The 19,411-nt window shown below is 64.5% G+C and carries 16 protein-coding genes; 6 read left to right on the top strand and 10 right to left on the bottom strand.

Features of this window, described 5'->3' with window-relative positions:
• Window positions 1-184: 184 nt before the first annotated feature.
• Window positions 185-1,168: a LytTR family DNA-binding domain-containing protein gene (locus NYE40_RS04030; protein WP_084137490.1), complete on the bottom strand. Its 984-nt coding sequence runs from the start codon at window positions 1,166-1,168 to the stop codon at window positions 185-187.
• Window positions 1,165-3,090, bottom strand: a complete 1,926-nt coding sequence (locus NYE40_RS04025) for a LytS/YhcK type 5TM receptor domain-containing protein (RefSeq protein ID WP_028600100.1) — start codon at window positions 3,088-3,090, stop codon at window positions 1,165-1,167. The genes NYE40_RS04030 and NYE40_RS04025 overlap by 4 nt, the downstream gene beginning before the upstream one ends.
• A 250-nt stretch (window positions 3,091-3,340) precedes the next feature.
• Here NYE40_RS04025 and NYE40_RS04020 point away from each other — a divergent pair, with 250 nt between their 5' ends.
• A complete protein-coding gene (locus NYE40_RS04020) occupies window positions 3,341-3,742 on the top strand; it encodes a VOC family protein (protein WP_028600099.1) in 402 nt (133 codons plus the stop codon).
• Window positions 3,743-3,838: 96 nt separating this feature from the next.
• Here the strand turns inward: NYE40_RS04020 and NYE40_RS04015 are convergent, their stop codons facing one another.
• Together NYE40_RS04015 and NYE40_RS04010 are read right to left on the bottom strand one after the other, a co-directional pair.
• Window positions 3,839-4,399 (bottom strand): hypothetical protein, encoded by a 561-nt coding sequence (locus tag NYE40_RS04015; RefSeq protein WP_101808531.1) that lies wholly within the window; start codon window positions 4,397-4,399, stop codon window positions 3,839-3,841.
• Between the two features lie 93 nt (window positions 4,400-4,492).
• Complete coding sequence (locus NYE40_RS04010; protein WP_043111682.1) at window positions 4,493-4,882, bottom strand: MmcQ/YjbR family DNA-binding protein; 390 nt, start codon at window positions 4,880-4,882, stop codon at window positions 4,493-4,495.
• Window positions 4,883-5,046: 164 nt separating this feature from the next.
• Here NYE40_RS04010 and NYE40_RS04005 point away from each other — a divergent pair, with 164 nt between their 5' ends.
• Complete coding sequence (locus tag NYE40_RS04005; RefSeq protein ID WP_339279305.1) at window positions 5,047-6,003, top strand: hypothetical protein; 957 nt, start codon at window positions 5,047-5,049, stop codon at window positions 6,001-6,003.
• Window positions 6,004-6,599: 596 nt separating this feature from the next.
• Here NYE40_RS04005 and NYE40_RS04000 read toward each other — a convergent pair.
• Together NYE40_RS04000 and NYE40_RS03995 are read right to left on the bottom strand one after the other, a co-directional pair.
• A complete protein-coding gene (locus NYE40_RS04000) occupies window positions 6,600-10,112 on the bottom strand; it encodes a chitinase N-terminal domain-containing protein (protein ID WP_146000493.1) in 3,513 nt (1,170 codons plus the stop codon).
• A 215-nt stretch (window positions 10,113-10,327) separates the two neighbouring features.
• Window positions 10,328-11,071: a copper homeostasis protein CutC gene (locus tag NYE40_RS03995; RefSeq protein WP_052333498.1), complete on the bottom strand. Its 744-nt coding sequence runs from the start codon at window positions 11,069-11,071 to the stop codon at window positions 10,328-10,330.
• A gap of 139 nt (window positions 11,072-11,210) precedes the next feature.
• Here NYE40_RS03995 and NYE40_RS03990 point away from each other — a divergent pair, with 139 nt between their 5' ends.
• Window positions 11,211-11,651: a VOC family protein gene (locus NYE40_RS03990; protein WP_028600096.1), complete on the top strand. Its 441-nt coding sequence runs from the start codon at window positions 11,211-11,213 to the stop codon at window positions 11,649-11,651.
• A gap of 145 nt (window positions 11,652-11,796) precedes the next feature.
• Here the strand turns inward: NYE40_RS03990 and NYE40_RS03985 are convergent, their stop codons facing one another.
• Window positions 11,797-12,075: a hypothetical protein gene (locus tag NYE40_RS03985; RefSeq protein ID WP_127464496.1), complete on the bottom strand. Its 279-nt coding sequence runs from the start codon at window positions 12,073-12,075 to the stop codon at window positions 11,797-11,799.
• Window positions 12,076-12,159: 84 nt separating this feature from the next.
• Window positions 12,160-12,426 (bottom strand): hypothetical protein, encoded by a 267-nt coding sequence (locus NYE40_RS03980; RefSeq protein ID WP_043111681.1) that lies wholly within the window; start codon window positions 12,424-12,426, stop codon window positions 12,160-12,162.
• A 236-nt stretch (window positions 12,427-12,662) separates the two neighbouring features.
• On the opposite strand from NYE40_RS03980, the gene NYE40_RS03975 reads away from it, so the two are divergent.
• From NYE40_RS03975 to cstA, 3 genes are all read left to right on the top strand, one after another.
• Window positions 12,663-14,462 (top strand): sensor histidine kinase, encoded by a 1,800-nt coding sequence (locus NYE40_RS03975; RefSeq protein WP_028600094.1) that lies wholly within the window; start codon window positions 12,663-12,665, stop codon window positions 14,460-14,462.
• The gene (locus tag NYE40_RS03970) at window positions 14,434-15,213 is read left to right on the top strand and encodes a LytTR family transcriptional regulator DNA-binding domain-containing protein (protein WP_028600093.1); all 780 of its coding nucleotides are present in this window, start codon (window positions 14,434-14,436) and stop codon (window positions 15,211-15,213) included. Before NYE40_RS03975 ends, NYE40_RS03970 begins: the two co-directional genes overlap by 29 nt.
• 421 nt (window positions 15,214-15,634) lie before the next feature.
• Window positions 15,635-17,428, top strand: coding sequence for a carbon starvation protein CstA (cstA, locus tag NYE40_RS03965; protein ID WP_339279304.1), 1,794 nt, complete (start codon window positions 15,635-15,637; stop codon window positions 17,426-17,428).
• Between the two features lie 391 nt (window positions 17,429-17,819).
• On the opposite strand, the gene NYE40_RS03960 is transcribed toward cstA, so the two are convergent.
• Both NYE40_RS03960 and NYE40_RS03955 read right to left on the bottom strand, forming a co-directional pair.
• A complete protein-coding gene (locus NYE40_RS03960) occupies window positions 17,820-18,125 on the bottom strand; it encodes a hypothetical protein (protein ID WP_028600091.1) in 306 nt (101 codons plus the stop codon).
• Between the two features lie 178 nt (window positions 18,126-18,303).
• Window positions 18,304-19,278, bottom strand: a complete 975-nt coding sequence (locus tag NYE40_RS03955) for a hypothetical protein (RefSeq protein ID WP_127464480.1) — start codon at window positions 19,276-19,278, stop codon at window positions 18,304-18,306.
• Between the last annotated feature and the right edge of the window lie 133 nt (window positions 19,279-19,411).

Below are 19,411 nucleotides of genomic sequence, written 5' to 3'. Positions count from 1 at the left end.
CGAATGGAATGCTAACGATACGGACAGGCCTTATTGCTGCCCAAGTCGCTCCCAAAGCCGCTTTTTCGACAAAATAGCGCTCCTCCGTATCGATAGCTCCGAAAAAGCCATCCAAACCGCCAAATAGCGCTTGCTGGTATCGTTAGGGTCAGGCAGGGGGCGCTGCGCCGCCAGACGCATCCGCTCAGCTTCCTTCCAGCAGCCGCAGCATGTCCTTCGCGGCTGCGCGCGAGACCGGAATCCGCTCTCCCTCGGCATGCTTCAGCACCAGATTGTACGCACCGTTGAACCAGGGCTCGATCTCCTTGATATAGTCGAGATGGACGAGATAGCTGCGATGCGGGCGAAAAAATCCGCGGCCGAGCCGTTCCTCCAGCTCCTGCAGCGTCTGCCGGGTGAAATGGTCCGAGCCGTCGGCCATGCGCAGGCGCGTGGACTTGTCCTCCTTGGCGGCGTACAGCAGCAGCGCCGCGTCGAGCACGATCATGCGGCCGCCGTCCTCGACGAGCAGCCGTGCCTTGCGCGGGACGGAGGCGGCTGGATCTATGCCAGCGTGATCGATTCTCGGGACGGCTCCGGCGGCGGGAGAAGCGGCGGCCGAGGCCACCTCGCCCTCTTGCTGATCGGACGGCCGGACCGAGCCCTCCAAAGACGGGGCGGCGGACAAGTCCGCTACGGCCGCCGCCTCGGCGAGCGGGCGATCCGCGCCGCCCTCCGTCTCCGGCAACATGCCACCTGCCGGACCGCCCTCCCGGCTCGCCGGCTCCGTCCCCGCTTCCTTGCGCTGCCGCAGCCGGGCCAGCGCTTCGCGCAGCCGCTCCTCCTCGTACGGCTTGAGCAGGTAGTCGACCGCCTCGACGCCGAACGCCTCCACCGCATAGCGGTCGTAGGCGGTCGTGAACACGATCATCGGCGCGGAGCCCTCCTCCCGCAGCCGCCGAGCCGCCTGCAGGCCGCTGCCCTCCGGCATCTCCACGTCGAGGAACAGCGCGTCCGGCCGCAGGCGGCGGGCCTGCTCCAGCGCCTCGCGCCCGCTGCACGCCTGGCCGACCAGCTCGACGCCGGCCTCCCGCGACAGCAGGTAGACGAGCTCCTCCCGCGCGAGCCGCTCGTCGTCGGCAATGAGCACGGTCAGCGATCGCCCCGTGCCTTTCTCCAAGTCTCTCAATCCGCATCCCTCCTCGCCCGCGGCAGCCGGAACGTCACGCGGCTCCCGCCCTCGGGCAGATTCTCATATACGAGCGCGGCCTCCGCTCCAACGAGCCGGATGAGCCGCTGATTGACGTTGTACACGCCGAGACCGTTGCTCGCCCCCGCCGCGTCCGGCTCTGCGGCCGGAGGCTTCGCGTCCAGCGCGGCGCGGGGCCCGGCTTGCAGCGGCGCCTGCGACGCTGCGCCGAGCGGCGCCTGCGGCACCGCCTCCAGCGTCGCCAGCGGCGCGGCCCCTAGCAGCGGCAGCAGCTCCGCCCGGATGCCGGTGCCGTTGTCCCGCACGGAAATGAGGATCCCTTCCGCATCCGCCTCCGCTTCGACGGCAGCCGCTCCGCCGGCCGGCCGGCTCGCCAGCCCGTGGCGGATGCAGTTCTCCACGAGCGGCTGCAGCGTCGACGGCGGGATGAACGCATCGGGCAGCCCGTCGCCCGAGAGGCCCCGCAGCTCCATCTGGTCGCCGAAGCGCACGCGCAGGATGTCCAGATACGCGCCGAGATGCTCCAGCTCCTGGCTCAGCGGGATGAGCGGCGAGTGCGCCGTGCGCAGGCTCGCCCGCATGAACTGCGCGAGCTGCCGCGTCAGCTGCCGCGCGTCGTCCGGCGCGGTGCGGATGAGCGTGACGATGGAATTAAGCGTGTTGAACAGAAAATGAGGATGGATCTGCGCCTGCAGCGCCCTCAGCTCGGCGTCCTTGGTCAGCACCTCCAGCTCCGCCGCCCGCGACAGCGTCAGCTGCGTCGAGAGCAGGCGGGCGAGGCCCGCCGCGAACTCCTCCTCGATGCGCCGCACCTGCCGGCGGCTGCGGTAGAACAGCTGCAGCGCGCCGACCGGCTGGCCGGCCTGCCGGAACGGGATGAGCACGACGGCGCCCGGCCCCTGCTTGCTCTCCAGCACGCCGCGCCTGGCGAGCGCCGCGGCCCGCTGCCGCAGCCTTCCCCCTGCCGGATGCGGCGGCTCGTCCGCCGTCCGCGTCGGCTCGGCGACGAGCACCCGGTCCTCTTGCAGCGCGCGTCGGCACGGCGCCGAGGCGAGCGGATGCTCGGGCCGGAACCGCTCCGCGCCGGGACCGCAATGCGCCAGCACGGCGGCCGTGTCCGCCACGGCGACCGCGTCGACTCCGAGCGCGCCCGCGAGCTCGCGGGCCGCGGCGGCCGCCCGGTCGGGCGTGAGCTGGCCTTCCAGATGCGGCAGCACCGTGCCGGCGACCGCGAGCGCCCGCTGCGTCTCCGCCGCCCCGGCGCGCTCCTGCTCGCCAAGCGCGACCTGGATCATCGCGACGAACAAGGCGATGCCGAGGCTGCTGGAGATGACCATCGGCATGCCGATCTCGTTGACGAGGCGGATCGACTCCGGCGACGCGGTCGTGGCGATGAGGATGACGCCCATTTGCAGGATCGGGGCGAACACGCCGATAAAAAACGCCTTGATCGGCGCGATGATCCGCTCTTCATAGAAGAAGCGGGCGACCAGTCCGGCGAGCAGCCCGATGATCGGCGTCGAGATGAGGTAGGCGTCTGCGGCCATGCCGTCGAGCGAGGCGGCGTACGCGCCGGCGATGAGGCCCGCTCCGGCCCCGACGCTCGCTCCGCCGAGCAGCCCCCCAAGCACGACGCCGATCAGCGCCGAGTGCGCCAGCAGCTGATCCGGCCGCGCCTCGCGGATCCAGAAGGCGGCGTCCATGCCGCCCGGTCCCGCCAGCACGCCCGCATGCGTGCCGGCGATGCCGATGAGGCCGAACATGACGGCGTGCAGCAGCCCCGTCCGCAGTGTGACGGCGCGGTCGAGCAGCATGCGGAACAGCGGCAGCCGGGTCATGATGAACATCAGGATGAGCAGCATGCCCATCCGTTCGATGAGCGCGCGCGTGTAGGCTTCCATCGCGTCCGTCCTTTCGGTTCTTTTCATATGGTAGCGCATACATGGTTGAAAATGGACAATCGCTTGCCTGTATTGTACCCGATCCGGCGCTCCGCCGGAATGAGGCTCCGCGCACAAAGAGTCTCGAGCCGGACGAGCGGCCGAACGGACGCCTTCCGTCAGGATGGCGATCCGGAAGAAATCCGCCTCCCCTGGTTCGGTTATGCTTAGACGTGAAAGCACACTCCCCTTCGAAAGGTTGGAATCCTCCATGGCCAAGCTTACTCCGTACCTCATGTCCGTCAACGCCCGTCAGCAGGCGGAATTTTATATCGAAGCGCTCGGCGGCGAAATTCTGAACGTCATGACGCATGACCAGATGCCCGGCGCCGGACCGGACGCCTCGGACAAGGTGCTCCACATGACGATCGTCGCCGGCGGCGTGACGTTTTTCCTATGTGACGGCATCCTGACGCCGCAGCCGGGCAGCCATACGTTCCTGTCGCTGGAGTTCACGGACGACGCGGATGCGCGCAGCGCCTTTGACCGCTTGTCGCAGGACGGCCAAATCTACCATCCGCTCGAGCAGGCGTTCTGGGGCACGCTGTTCGGCCAGCTGACGGACCGCTTCGGCGTGAACTGGATGATTACGACGGAGCAGCAGACCCGGTAGCCGGAGCTTCGCCGTTTCGTCGGAAAATCAAAAAAGGGCTGTCCCCGGTCAACCTCGTTGACCTTCGAGGACAGCCTTTTTGGGCCGTTCAGCCGGTCAAGCCCGGCTCAGCTCGTAGAATACGCCGTCCAGAATCATCAGCAGCGTCGAGTCGTCCTTGATGAAGAACATGCCGCTCGGTCCCGCGAAATCTTTGATCTCGACTGTCTGCGCCGACTCTCCTTCGATGCCGAGGTCGCTCAGCTGCATCCGGTAATCCTGAGCGAACTGCTCGGCGGTCAAGGACTTCTCCTCGTACACGGGATTCGCCGTCTCGGCGTCGCCGAAGCGGGCCGATTCCTTGGAGAAGGACGCCTCCTGGCCGATCAGGGATTCATCCGGTCCGGCGGATACGGGCGTGCTGGCCACGTCGCCGGTCACCTTCCACTCGCCGAAATAGCGGACGGCTCCGGCCTCGGCCCCGCTGCCGGCATTGTCCGCGCCGCCGGTCTCGGCGGGCGGCGCCGCCCCCGACGGCTGCACGCTCGCCGACGCTTGCGGCGATGGAGCCGCGGCCGTCGGGGACGGGCTCGGCTCGTTCTTCGCATTGGAGCAGGCGGCGAGCGCGATCGAGGCTCCGAGCAGCAGCACGGCCGCTTTTTTCGTTTTCATGGTCATGGGATTGCTCCTCCCTCGTTGTCGGTGAAATAGCAAAAAAGCCTGCCTGAGCAGCAAGCTCCTTTCCCTTCCCTTACCTCGTTCCGCTTCCACCTAATCGCCGCGATCCGGAAACGCCCGCTTCAAGCTGGCCGCCAGCTCGGCTCGAACCGCCTTGGGCAAGCCCGCCACGACGAGCAGATAGCTCTCCTGGAGCATGCCCTCCACGACGTCGTCCGGCACGGCGCCGCCGAGCACGACGGTGTTCCAGTGCCGCTTGTTCATGTGATAGCCCGGCAGCACCGCGTCCGGGTACGTCTCCCGCTGCAGCCACGCCTCGTCCGGACTGACCTTGAGATTGACGCTCTCGACCCCTCCGGTGGAGCCGAGCAGGGCGAACATCTTGTCCTTCACGAACAGCACCGGCATATGCGGGTCGAACGGGGTTTTCACGCTCGCGCCGGGGTAGCCGAGGCCGATCCGCAGAAGCTTTTCGTGGTTCATCGTTTACCTCCCGAATGGTTGATCCTGCTACTGGTTATCGCACTTAATCGCTTGCCGGTCAAGGGATGCGCGGCCCGTGTCCGTGATTGCCCTGCAACCTTCTCGTGTAAGAACCGTCTGAGAGAGCAACCGCAGCATCCCATCCAACACAGGAGGAGATCATCATGAAAAAGAGGTTGAAAACGACAGCCGCATCGCTGCTCGTCCTGTCGCTGACGGCTGGCGGAGCCGGCTCCGCCTTCGCGCTGGAGGGCCAGCCGGCCCCGGCGCCGGGCCATGCGGCCATTACGGCCGTGACTGAAGCGTCCTCGTCCCAGCAGCACTACCGGGAGTACATCTCGATCCTCGCCTCCGGCAATCTCGCCCGAGCCGTCAACTACCTGAACAACCATCTGTCCAAGGTCGACAGCTGGACCGCCTCGATGATGGCGCTGCGCCTGGAGAACGCCCAAAACGCCGCGCTCGGCAAGCTGCAGCAGCGCTATGAGCAGAGCGGCGTGCAAAAGGCGATCGACGACGCCTGGAGGGCGGGCGGCAGCGGCACGTATACGTCGCTGCTGAAGCATGCGAAGGGCGAGAGCGTCCGCAAGCTGCTAGCCGATTCTCGCGATCAAGGCTATGCCGTCGCGACGGCGGAGGGCATGTTTTTCCCGGTGATCAACTACCCGCTGTACGAGAACTGGAAAAGCCGCGTCACCGCCGACATCCAGCTGTACGTCAAGCTGATGGCCGACGAGGTGCGCAAGCCGACGCTGCGCGACGCCGGTCTCGTCATCGGCTGGGGCGAGCTGCTGCAGCGCGATCTCGACGCGGAGAGGTTCCTGCTGCAGTACAGGAGCTCGAACCGCTACAAGGCGGTGAGCGAGCGCTACGAGCAGCTTAAGACGCATCTGTTCTACGGCAGCAACAATACGCCGCTGTTCGACTACGATACCAAGAAGATCGACGCCGAGGCGCTGGCCGCCTACAAGAAGGCCGTCGCCGACGCCGCCAGCTCCAGCAGCTTCACTCCGATGCTGATGAAGGTCAAAAACTTCCTGACGGTCGTCGAGCGCAATGACGGGAAATACACCGACGACGTGAAGAAATGGCTGAGCGTCCAGGCGCCGAACGGAGCTTGACGGAGCGAGGACATCCCGAAATGGGTCGGGCTGCGCGGCGCGGGCGGACTCGTTCGGCGGCTGCAGCCCGATAAATTCGGCTTGCGCGGCGCCGCCCACTTGTGCCTCCTTCCAGATTCAAGAAACTAAAAAAAGCAAAAACCGGCTGCGACAGCCGGTTTTTGCTTTTTTTAAGGAGCAAGAACTCTTAGGGCTGCCCCGGCGCCGGCTGCTGGCGCGTCCTAACGCCATTTTTGCCGTTTAGGAGCTCGCTTTCTTCGTTGCGGCGCGTCCTAACGCCATTTTTGCCGTTAAGGAGCTCGCTTCCTTCGCTGTGGCGCTTCCTAACGCCATTTTTGCCGTTAAGGAGCCCGCTTCCTTCGCTGTGGCGCTCTGCTGGGATACCGATGCGCATTTCAACCCGAGGCCATGCTTCCCGCAAGGCCGCGCCTCTCAGGGTTCGCCCCTTCCGCTCATTAAGATCCGCTTCTCTCGGAATCCGCCTATCAGGATCCGCCCTCTAGGATCTGCTTCGCTCAGAGCTCGCTCCTCTCAGGCTTCGCTCCCCGCGGAGAAGACCCACAAGCGCTGCGCGTCTCCACGCTTCAGCTTCAGCGTCAGCGGCTGACGACGACCTGGATCGTGTCGCTCGACGTGACGCCGGCGGCGTTGACGAGCTCGACGCGATAGCTATAGACGCCGGGCGCACGGCCGGCAAGGTCCGTGAACGCGGCCTGCGCGCTCGGCGTCGACGCGCTCAGCGCCTGGACGTCGATGAGCGTGCCGTTTTCGTACAGCCGGTACTCCGTCGCGTTCGTGCCCCACCACAGATTGGCCGAGATGCGGTAGCTGCCGTCGCCGTCCCAGTTGTTGTGCGACACGGACGGCTTGCCCGGATTGGCGTCGGTCACGGCGACGCGGAGCTGCGCGCTTTTCGTGACGCCATGCGGATTGATCAGCTCAGCCGTGTAGACGTAGACGCCGTTTTTCTTGCCGCTGAACTCGGTGCGGACCGATTGGGCGGCCGGCGTGCGGTCCGCCAGCACCTCGGTACGGACGAGCATCCCGTTTTCATAGAGTCGGAAAATGGAGCCGTTCTCGCCCCACCACAAATTCATCGTCACGGCATACTGGCCGTCCCGCAGCCCGTTCTTGTGGCCGCTGTCGTCGCTCAGCACCGGCACGCCCGGAGCGCCGGACGCGCCGCCCGCTTGCGCCCGCACCTGGAACGCCGTCGTCTGCTCCGCCACGTTGCCCGCAAGATCGGTCACGACATAACGGATCGTGTGGCTGCCGAGTCCAAGATCGGCCGCGAGCCGCGAGCTGCCGCTCTCGATCGGCAGTCCGTCCAGCAGCAGCTCGCTCGCCGCGATGCCGGAGATCGCGTCGGAGGCGGCGAGCTCGAAGCGCAGCTCGTCCGTAAAGCCAGCGTCCGTCACCGGAGCGCCGGACTGCGTCAGCTGGACGGTCGGCACGGTGCGGTCGAGGCGCACGACGGCGGTTTTGGCCGCCTCGCGGTTGCCGGCCGCATCGACGGAGTAGTAACGGATCGTCGTCTCGCCCTCGCTTTCGACGGACGCCGGTCCCGCATAGCGGATCGGCTCCCCGCCGTTCAGCGTGTAGAAGGTCGCCAGCTCGCCGGCCCGGTCATCCGTCGCAGCCAGCGTGAACGCGGCCGGCTCGCGATGCCAGCCTGCCGCATTGGGCTCGCCGGACAGCGTCAGCGCGGTCGAAGGCGCGATGCGGTCTGCCGGGGCGGCGATATCCTCCAGTCCGCGCGGCTTGAGCTGATAGGTTCCCTTGAAGATCGAGGCGATGCCCTGCAGCACGACGCGGTCGCCGTTGCCGTAGCCGAACTCGCTCCGGCTCAGGCCAGTGCGGACGTCGACGCGGATACGGGTCTTGGTGCCGGCATCGGTCGTCGCATCGAACTCGAACGATCCGCTCGGAGCCGCGTCGGCGAGATTCGAGATGACCGCCTCGCCGATCGAGACAAGCATGCCTTGGTTGGCGTCCGAGACGCCGACGGCATCGGCGGCCGCCGGCGGCGCTCCGCCGCCGACGACGCTGAGCGCGCTCAGGTCGGTCAGCTCCAGCTCGGTGTTGTAGACGGCGAGCCGGCCGGTCAGCGTCACGCGGTCGCCGGCCTTGACGCCGGGCGCGCTCTGGTAGACGTAGATGCCGCCGCTCTCGTCCTGCAGGTAGAACGACTCGCCGCCGCCGTAGATGCCCGGCTCATGCAGCGCCGTCCCGGTCAGCGTCACGGTCGTGCCGGCGGGCAGCGCCCGCGCCGCGGCAATCGACAGCGCCGGCGTCGGGCTTGGGCTGACGCTCGGCGTCGCGCTCGGGCTTGGCGTCGGCGTTGCCGTCGGCTCCGGCGTCGCGCTCGGCGTCGGCGTCGCCGTTGGCGTCGCGCTCGGGCTGGCCGGCGGCGTTGCTGTCGGCGTCGGCGTCGGCAGCGGCTCCGCCGGCACGTCGCCCAGCGTCGCCGGGGAGGTCTTGAGGTTCGTGCCGTTCAGCCGCAGCCGCATGTTGGCAGCGCCGCTGGAGCCGGGCTTCAGCCGTACGGTCAGCTCCTTGGACGCATAGCCCGCGCTGTCCGCCTGCAGGCTGAACGCCGCGCTGTACGCATAAGCGCTCGGCCAGCTGCCGTCGGCATTCTGCACCTGGGCGATCTGCGTGCCGTTCGCTGTCGTGTACACGCCGAAGCTGTACCCGGACACCGTCTGTCCCGGCGTCAGGCCGCTCGCCGTGACGCGCAGCGGGAACTCGGCGCCGGAATTCGGCAGCACGGCCTGCGCCTCGAAGCCGTAGCCGACCGTGCCCGGAGCCGGCGTCGGCGAGCTTGTCGGCGTCGGGGTGCCGCTCGGCGACGCCGTCGGCGAAGCGCTCGGGCTTGGCGTCGAGCCGCCGACATAGCCGTAGGAGCCGGCCTTGAACGTCGCCGGGTCGTACCATTTGTAGCCGGCGCTCGGCGCGGCCCAAGGCTCGGCCTGCGGCTCGGTCGACGCGGCCGGATTCTCCATCGCGAGCAGCGGCGTCGGCGAGTCGAGCTGCAGCCCGTCCACCTGGGCGAAGCTCGTGTAGCTTTCGTCCACGGACAGCCAGTCGATCAGGTTGACGAGCAGCCGGCCGTCGTCCTGCTCCTTGAAGCCGTCATACGTCGTCTTGCGCGCGCCCGTCTCCTCCCGCAGGTACTTCGGCGTCGCATCCTCGACCGGCGAGGAGTCGCCGATGAACGCCGCCTTGCCTGCGCCCTTCTTGGAAACGGCGACGTACGGGCCTTCCTCGACGCCGCCGCCGTTGTAGACGCCCTGGTCGACGGCGCTGCCCCATTTCTGGGTCGTCTTCGGCACGTAGACGATGCCCTTGGCCTTGGCCGGGTCGACGATCGCGAGCGTGGAGCCGGCATGCATCGCGACCGCTCCCACGCCCTGCGTGATGCCGAAGGACTGCGCCGGAGGCACGATGACGTTCGCGTTCAGGTCGCCGAGCGCATTGTAGCGGAAGCGGATGCCGAACTGCTCGGCCAGCCAGTCGGAGCTGACGACGCCCTGCATCGCGGCGGACGCGGCTTCCTCGGCGCTCATCCCTTTGGCCGGATTGCTCCACGCTCCGCGGCGGTAGCCGTTGTACACCTCGCTGCCGTCCCAGCGGTTCTTGTTGCGGTCGGCGTTGTAGTGGTCCCCGATGAAAAAGACGCTGCCGCCCCCGTCCACGTACGCGGCCAGCGCCGCCTGCTCGCTCGCCTTCAGCGGCACTTGCGCCTCCGCCGTCACGAACACGTCGTACGGCTGCAGGTCCGCCAGCGCGATCGGGCCGGACTTGCGCAGCTCCTGCACATCGTAGCCGTTCTGCGCGAGCGCGTTGCCGAAGTCCGAGAAGCCGCCGTCGATGACCCAATCGGCCGCTCCGGCCGTATTGCCGTGCGCGTTGTCGAACAGGATCTTCTTGCCGGCATTGTGGTTGACGACCTTGGCCTTGATGAACGGCGCCGGGTCGGCGGGTCCTTCGGCATGGGCGACGCTGCCTCCCCAGGCGAGCGGCGCCGCAGGCAGCGCGACGGCTGCCGCGAGCAGCGCGCTCATCCATCTTTTGCCCCAGCTGCGGGACGGGTGCTTGTCCTTCATCCGGATCCTCCTCCGAGATCTGCTGCGAATCAGCCGCCTTCCCGGCGGACTGTGGCCCTATCGTAGCATGCACATCGGTTCTCGAGGGTTGAAAATTTGTAAAAAAAAGAAGATCAGGAAATTCGTCCTGATCTTCCAGTCACGCTTCGACAGCGGCGGGGAAGGGCTTTTCGCCCTTCCTTTTCCGCGCGCGCACGATCTCTGCCGCGGCCGCGTCAGCTTCGGAGCGGCGGCTGGCCGCCGCTCCCGCCTGCGGCTGCCCTCTCCGCCTCCAGCCGGCCGAGAATGTCCCGCAGCTCGCGCACCCGCTCCGGCAAAACCTGCCGCAGCGGATGCCCGTCGACGCGGACGGACGATCCCGCATGCACCTCCCGGATGCCCGTCTCGCGGACGAGCTCCGCCAATCCGACGGCCCGGATGCCGCTGCCGGCGAGAATCTCGATGCCCGTGCCCGCCGCGGCCTGCACGAGCCGGCGCAGCTCCGGCGCCGCCTCCGGCGCGGTCCGGCGGCCGCCCGACGTCAGGATGCGGTCGATCTGCGGGTAGCGGGCGAGCGCCGCCAGCGCTTCCTCCAGGTCGCGCGCCTCGTCGAACGCGCGATGGAACGTCACGCTCAGATGCTCGGCTTCCCCGAGCAGCAGCTCCAGCGCCGCCGCGTCGACGGTCCGCTCGGCCGTCAGCGCGCCGAGCACGATGCCCGCCGCGCGCGTGCGCCGGATGGCGCGGATGTCCGCGCGCATCACCGCAAGCTCTTCCCGGTCGTAGCGGAAGCTCAGGCTATGCGGCCGGATCATGACGTTCACCGGGATCGACGCCCGCTCCGCCACCGCCTCGGCCAGCCCGATGCTCGGCGTCAGCCCGCCTTCGAGCATGCCGCTGACGAGCTCGATCCGGTCCGCTCCGCCGCGCTCGGCGGCCAGCGCGTCCTCCGGCCTCGTCGCGATGATTTCCAGCTTCATTTTGCGCATCTCCCTTTTCGCGACTCGTCGCTTTTCGTCTTTTTTTGCCCATCATGGCGATCCAGAAGAAACGGCCCCTCGGCGGAAGGGCTACAATAGGCTCATCCCCGAATCCGCCTGATTAAAGGAGAGATCGAACATGGCTTACGCGCCGAAAATGACCTTCATCAACCTGCCCGTGCAGGACATGGAGCGCTCCACAGCATTCTACCGCTCGCTTGGACTGGAGTTCAACGAGCAGATGACGAACGACGAGGGCGCCTGCGTCATCCTCAACGAGAACACGTTCCTCATGCTGCTGATCCACCCGTTCTACAAAAAGTTCATCCGCAAGGACATCGCCGACGCGCGCACGAGCGAGCTCATCCTCGCCCTCTCCGCCGACAGCCGCGAGCAGGTAGACGAGCTGATCGGCAAGGCGCTCTCTGCCGGCGCGGCCGAGGCGGCCGATCCGCAGGACATGGGATTCATGTACTCCCGCAGCATCGAGGACCTCGACGGCCATCTGATCGAGATCATGTTCTACGATCCTGCCGCGGCCGCAGCCGCCTATGCGGAAGGCCAAGAACAGCAAGCCTAACCAAGGCTTGCCGTGCTCGCTCCCCTCCCGGGCTCGTCTTCATCCCCTATTTTAGCGATTTTTCGGCAGCCAGCGCAGATAGACTTGATTCCATATCAAAAAAAGGACGAAGCCGAGCAGGAGCCCGGCCTTCGTCCTTTTTGGCTTATTGCGTCGTCCGCTCGTCCAGCACCGGACGGTAGGCGTCGATGACGATCTTGGCCGCCGATTCGGCGCCAAGCTTCATCGACTCGTCCAGCGCCTGGGCGATCTCCATCTGCAGCCGCGCCACCTTGCTGACGCGCTGGGCTTCCAGCAGCTCCAGCAGCTCGGGCAGCGCCTCCTCCGCCGTTGCCGGCTCCGGCTCCCTGCCGGGGCGCTTGAGCAGCAGCAGCTTGCCGTCGGTCATGAGCAGGCTTCCGTCCAACAATCGGTATTCGTTCATCTTCACCGACCTCCGCTTCGGATTTCCTATTCCCTTCTTTTACCCATATGGGCAAGAAATTAGCAGCATCGGAGAAAATAACGCTCAGAACGGCAGCAATTCCAACGCCAGCGCGACGGATTCGTGAAGGACCGACCCGAGGAAAACCAGCACATGGGCCGCGATCAGCAGGCGCAGCGGCCGATTCAGCCAAGCCGGAAGATGCCGCAGCGAGCGGCTTATGCGGAAGCCGGTGACAATATGGCCGTGGCGGATGACGTCATTGAACGGCTCGCGGTCCTTCAGCTCCTCGGGCATGGACGGCGGCACGGTAAGATGGAGCGACTTGTCCTCAAACGGATTGTAAGCCATGGAAATGCCTCCTTTGCAAAGTCGGACGGCGTATCGGCCAGGCGGAAGTCGGCGGCCGGCCGCCGCAAAAGCTGCGGCAAGCCGGCGCGGATGTCATGCAATTTCTGGTCTGATTCCATTTTAATGGAAGATGACTTGAAACTCCAGCTTTCTCGCCCGAGGGGTCCCGCCGCAGGCTGGGCTTTTTAGGGTATAATCAGTCGCAGAACCCGATCCATAAAAGCGAGGGAATGCCCGTGGTCCATCTGCTGCCGCTCATGCTGGAGCGCGTCGGCCTGCTGCTCATCATCGTCTTCCTGCTCTCGCGCATGAAGTCGTTCCGCCAGATCATCCGCCACGAGCATCGGCTCAAGGACAAGCTGCTGCTCATCGCCATCTTCGGCGTGTTCGGCATCGTCAGCAACTATACCGGCATCAAGATCAGCGGCGGCCTCGTCGCCACCGAGCCGTGGCAGACCGCCGTCGACGCGGACAGCGCGATCGCCAATACGCGCGTGCTCGGCGTCGCGCTCGGCGGCCTGCTCGGGGGGCCGCTCGTCGGCCTCGGCGCCGGCCTCGTCGCCGGCCTGCACCGGATGTCGCTCGGCGGCTTCACCGCTTATGCCTGCGGCTTCTCCACGATCTTCGCCGGCATCGTCACCGGCCTGCTCGGGCCGCGGCTGCGGCGCGCCGGCAAGCGCATGACCGGCTGGGCCGTCGTCATCGGCATCGTCATGGAGTGCATTCAGATGGGACTGATCCTGCTGTTCGCGCGGCCTCTCGATACGGCGCTGCAGCTCGTCGAGGTGATCGCGCTGCCGATGATCGTCATCAACGGCTTCGGCACGCTGCTGTTCATGCTGTTCATCCAGTCGATCCTGCAGGAGGGCGAGCGCACGAGCGCGCTGCAGACGTACAAGGCGCTGCATATCGCCGACCTGACGCTGCCGTATTTCCGCCAGGGGCTGAACGTCCGCTCCTCGCGCGAGGTCGCCGCCATCATGCTGCGCGAGACGACGGCCGACGCGATCTCCATCACCGACCGCGAGACGGTGCTCGCCCACGCCGGCGCCGCCTCCGACCATCACATCCCGCTGCAGAGCCTGTCGACGCAGCTCACCCGCAACGTGCTGGAGCACGGGACGCTGCTCAAGGCCAAGACGCGCGAGGCGATCGCCTGCGAGCATGAGGGCTGCCCGCTGCGGGCCGCGATCGTGCTGCCGCTGCGCGTGCACGGCCAGACGGCCGGCACGCTCAAGCTGTATTTCACCGATCCGCTGCAGATGGACCTTGTCGAGCAGGAGCTGGCCGAAGGGCTCAGCCGCCTGTTCTCGACCCAGCTGGAGCTCGCGGAGGCCGAGCGGCTCAGCCGCCTGCTCAAGGACGCGGAGGTCAAGGCGCTGCAGGCGCAGGTGCATCCGCATTTCCTGTTCAACGCGATCAATACGATCTCCGCGCTCGTCCGCACCGAGCCCGAGACGGCGCGCAAGCTGCTGCTGCAGCTCGGCGTCTTTTTCCGCAGCAACCTGCAGGGCGCGCGGCAGATGCTCATCCCGCTGCGCAGCGAGCTGGAGCATGTCGAGGCGTATCTGACGCTGGAAAAGGCCCGCTTCCCCGGCCGCTACGACGTGCGGCTGGACATCGATCCGGAGCTCGAAACCGTGCTCGTGCCGCCGTTCACGCTGCAGCCGCTCGTGGAGAACGCCGTCCGCCATGCCTTCGGCCCGGCGCTGAAGGGGAAGCGCCCGTTCCGCGTGTCCGTCCGCGCCGTCCGAGACGGCGAGCGGATGCGGCTGGAGACGCAGGACAACGGCGTCGGCATCGCGCCGGAGCGGCTCTCGTCGATCGGCAGCGAGCCGGTCGAATCGGCAGCGGGCACCGGCACGGCGCTTCATAATATCCGCACCCGCATCGAGGAAATCTATCAGGGAGAGGCGTCGTTCGAGATCATCAGCCGCCCCGGCGAGGGCACGACCGTCGTGCTGGCCGTGCCGGTCCGCTCCCAGGCGCAGACAGGAGGAGAGCCCTATGTTGAAAGTCTATCTCGTCGAGGATGAGCCGCTCGCGCGCGACGAGCTGGCCTATCTGCTCCGGCGGACGCGGAAGGTCGACATCGTCGGCGAGGCCGAGACGGCGGAGGAGGCGCTGCGCGGCATCGCCGACTCCGCGCCCGACGTCGTCTTCCTCGACATCCAGCTGTCGGAGGCGAGCGGACTCGACGTCGCCCGCCGGCTGCAGCGGCTGGAGCGGCCGCCCGCGATCGTGTTCGCGACCGCTTATGACGAGCATGCGCTCCAGGCGTTCGACCTGGACGCGGCCGACTACATCCTCAAGCCGTACGACGAGGAGCGCATCCGCCAGACGATCGACAAGCTGTCGCGGCGGCTCGAAGCGGCTTCGCAGCCGGGCGGCGGCAGCGCAGCCGGCGGCGGAGCGGCGCATGCCTCGGCAGCTCCGGGAGCTTCGGCGCCGAGCCGCACCGGCAAGCTCGCCGTCGCCGTCGACGAGCGCATCATGCTGCTGCCGGTCGGCGACATCCTTTACCTCGCCTCCGAGGAGGGCAAGACGCGCATCGCGCTCGCGGACGGCAAAGCCTACGTCAGCGCCGAGCCGCTCGTCGCGTTCGAGCAGAAGCTGCAGGGCACGCCGATCGCGCGCGTGCATCGGGCGTTCCTCGTCCATGTGGACGCGATCGCGGAAATCCAGCCGTGGTTCCACTCCACCTGCACGCTCATCCTGCGCTCCGGCGACAAAGTCCCGGTCAGCCGCACCCATCTCAAGGAGCTGAAGCAGCGGCTCGGGTGGTAGGCGGGGCGCGGAGCGGCAGGCGGAGCGGCAGGCGGAGCGGCAGGCGCAGGGGCAGGCGGAGCGGCAGGCGCAGGGGCAGGCGGAGCGGCAGGCGGAGCGGCAGGCGGAGCGGCAGGCGCAGGGGCAGGCGGAGCGGCAGGCGCAGGGGCAGGCGGAGCGGCAGGCGGAGCGGCAGGCGGAGCGGCAGGCGGAGCGGCAGGCGCAGGGTCTCCCGACGGCCGCCGAAGCGGCTGCTTGGCCGAGCCTATCCCCGGCCCCAGGACGCTCCAAGCGCCCGACTTTTTCGTGAAGGCGCTTCCGCTCATCCGGCTCGCCGTGCATTTCATCCCCCGACGGCCGCTTTTCATCGTGAAAACGCTCCCGAACCCGTTTGCATCCCTTATGCTGGACGAAACAACGGGTTTCTTAGGGAGGTCACAACATGAATGCGGTTTCAATCGTCATCGGGTCGATCTGTTTCCTTCTGATCGCCTACCGCCTATATGGAACGTTCATCGCCTACAAAGTGCTCAAGCTGGACGACTCCAAGCCGACGCCGGCGCATGAGCTGGAGGACGGCAAGGACTATGTCCCGACCAACAAATGGGTCGCCTTCGGCCACCACTTCGCGGCCATCGCGGCAGCCGGTCCGCTCGTCGGTCCGATCCTCGCGGCGCAGTTCGGCTATTTGCCCGGCCTGCTCTGGCTGCTGATCGGCGCCGTCGTCGGCGGCGCGGTGCATGACGCGGTCGTGCTGTTCGCCTCGATGCGGCGCGGCGGCAAGTCGCTGTCCGAGGTCGCCAAGGAGGAGCTCGGTCCAGTCGCCGGCTTCTGCACGGGCCTGGCCATGCTGTTCATCATCACGATCACGATGGCCGGCCTGTCGATGGTCGTGCTGCATGCGCTCGAGAACAACCCTTGGGGCACGTTCGCGGTCGCCATCACGATCCCGATCGCCATGGGCGTCGGCCTGTTCTACAAAAAGACCGGCAACCTCAAGCTCGCCTCGACCGTCGGCTTCATCCTGCTCCTAATCGGCGTGTTCGCCGGTCCGTACATCCAGGACACGATGCTCGGCGACTGGCTGACGATCGACGCCAAGACGCTGGCGATCATCCTGCCGATCTACGCCTTCTTCGCCGCCGCCCTGCCGGTATGGCTGCTGCTCGCCCCGCGCGACTACCTCAGCAGCTTCATGAAAATCGGCGTGTTCATCGCGCTCATCATCGGCGTCTTCGTCATCAACCCGGAGATCCAGTTCCCGGCGTTCACGCAGTTCATCGGCGGCGGCGGCCCGATCATCGCCGGACCGGTATGGCCGTTCATCTCGATCACGATCGCCTGCGGCGCGATCTCCGGCTTCCACGCGTTCATCGGCTCCGGCACGACGCCGAAGATGATCAACCGCTGGAGCGACATCAAGCCGGTCGCCTTCGGCGCGATGCTCGTCGAGTGCCTCGTCGCCATCATGGCGCTCATCGCAGCCACGGCCCTGATGCCGGGCGACTACTTCGCCATCAACTCCAAGCCGGAAGTGTTCGAGGCGCTCGGCATGAGCACCGTGCATCTGTCCGAGCTGAACCGCGAGATCGGCCTCGAGCTCGAAGGCCGCACCGGCGGCGCGGTCACGCTGGCCGTCGGCATGACGTACATTTTCACCAAGATTCCGTGGTTCGAAAACATGGCGCCGTACTTCTTCCAATTCGTCATCATGTTCGAAGCCGTGTTCATCCTGACCGCGATCGACGCCGGCACGCGCGTCTCCCGCTACCTGATCCAGGACTTCTTCGGCGAGATCTACAAGCCGCTGAAGCGCGTCGACTGGGTGCCGGGCACGATCTTCGCCAGCGTGCTCGCCTGCTTCATGTGGGGCTACCTGCTATATTCCGGCGACATCAGCTCCGTCTGGGCGCTGTTCGGCGTCTCCAACCAGCTGATGGCCTCGATCGGCCTCATCATCGGCGCGACGGTCATCCTGCGCGTCGCCGACAAGCGGCGCTACATGCTGACCTGCCTCATCCCGCTCGCCTACCTGTTCGTCACCGTCAACTATGCAGGCTACTGGATGGTGACCAACGTGTACCTGAACTCTGCGGCCGCCGGCTACAACGTGCTTAACGGCGTGCTGTCGATCATCATGCTCGTGCTCGGCATCATCATCATCGTCGCGGCCATCCGCAACTGGATCCAGACGTTCAACCATCCCCGGGCGAAGCTCAATTCGCTGAAGGCGTAGGATGGCACGGGTTGAAAAGCAGAGCAAAAAACTGGAATGCCTTCGGGCATTCCGGTTTTTTATCGTTGCCATTCCCCAAAGAAATACGCTCAGACCGCCTTTTGATGACGCTGCCGACCGCGCTCAGCCGCTGGCCGGAGCTGCCCTTTGGCCGAAGCCTCCCTCCCCTCGGCCTCCGGGCTAACGATACTGACAAGCCTTATTCCGTAAAATATTCGCCTCGCTGAATTTTAACGAACCTACATGACCTTATTGCCGCCGAATTCGCTCCAAACACGGCTTTTTCAACCAAATAGCGTCTCTCAGTTTCGTTAGCCTCAAAAAAGCACGCAAAAACGCCGAATAGCGCTCGTCCGTATCGTTAGAAATCCAAGGGGTCCAGTCGTCGGCTTCATTCCTGGTTGGCTCGCGACGTCCGTGCCGCCATATAGGCCGCCAGCGTCAGCAAAGCCGCAGCGAAGGAGAACAGCGCCGCATTCTCCGCTCCGGAGGAGTCCGTTCGAAACAGAACCAGGTAGCTGTCGCTTTCCGTCGAGCCCTTCAGCGCCATCATTTTGTACACCGAGTAGACGCTGTTCAGCAGCAGCAGCTGCAGAAGCGCGAACAGAGCGGCCTCCCCTTTGCGAGGATGGCTCAAAATCGCATAAGCCAGGATGAGCATGGAAAAGATGAACATCAGTCCGTAAAGAAATGCCATGGCTGGCACGCCGGCCCTGCGAAGAATTATCCTCCCTCCGATCACGCAGATGATGAAGCACAGCGAAGACGCCGAACTTAAAGCAGCTTATTCCAAACGGTAGTCAGCAAGGGGGTGGAGCGTGACCTAAATTGCCAGCGTCCTTATCCTACTCGCCCTGCACACCAGCCTGCTGCGGTTAATAATTTAGCTTAAGAGAAACATCTCTATACTTAAATTCGATATCTTCATCCAACCTACCTACTCCGATTATCCCTCCATTCCCGTAGGCAACGTCATAAATGAATTTATTTTTAGGAATATTTTTTATACTCCAATTAACACCGTCCGAAGAATTGATTATTACATTGTTTCCAACAAAGTAAAAATTATTATTAAAAAAATGCCCATTTTGGAAGGTATCTTTTACTCGTAAAACAGGATCCCACTTTATAGCATCTAATGAACTCCATATAACAGCTCCATTATCATCTAATCCACCTATAGCAATAAACTTTCCATTCCCATATGCAATTGAAGTTAGATACCCTCCTCCATCCATATAAGGAAATTGCGTGGTCTCCCATGAAACGCCGTCTTTGGAAGTAGATGCTTCATAAGGGCCAACGGCAACAAATTTCCCATCTGCAAAACATAAATCACTTCTTGGACTCCAATATAGGGAGGATTCATCGTAATCCCATGATATTCCGTCTTTGGATCTCATCACACCTCCATGTCCCAAAGAAACAAAAACACCATTTCCATATGCAACATTATGACGTTGATTTTTAAAGTCTTCCAATACTTTAACCCATTCGATTCCATCTAACGATCTATAAATCACATTATTACCAACTGCAATGAATTGATTTTCAACAAATCTAATATCATTTAATACTTCATTATAATTAAATTCGGAATCATTGACGATACTTCTCCAATCAACTCCATTGGTGGAAGTAACGATTATCCCATTTCCTACTCCCACGAACATGGAGTTTCCAAAAGCAATAGAGGTGACTATTCCATCAAGAGGTTTCTTATTCCATTCAGCTATTATTCCATCGTCAGATTCTAAGACGGTCAGATTATCTTTCGAAAAATAATTTACGATGATTGCTGTTATAGAAATAATAAACATGAGTGAAAGTACAAGTCCCGCTCTTCTCAACAACACTCCTCCAACTATAAAGAGTTATTTAATCCGTAAAATCCTATATCTATTTTATCGAGGGTCCTAAGAGAGTACATTAGAGTGGTTCCCAAAAAGAATGTCTTTACCCGACGCTTTGGCACAGATGGTC

The sequence above is a fragment of the Paenibacillus sp. FSL W8-1187 genome (assembly GCF_037965485.1).
In the GTDB taxonomy this organism is placed as follows: domain Bacteria; phylum Bacillota; class Bacilli; order Paenibacillales; family Paenibacillaceae; genus Paenibacillus_O; species Paenibacillus_O pasadenensis.
Note: the sequence above shows the minus strand (reverse complement) of the source record. Positions and strands in the feature narration are given on the sequence as shown.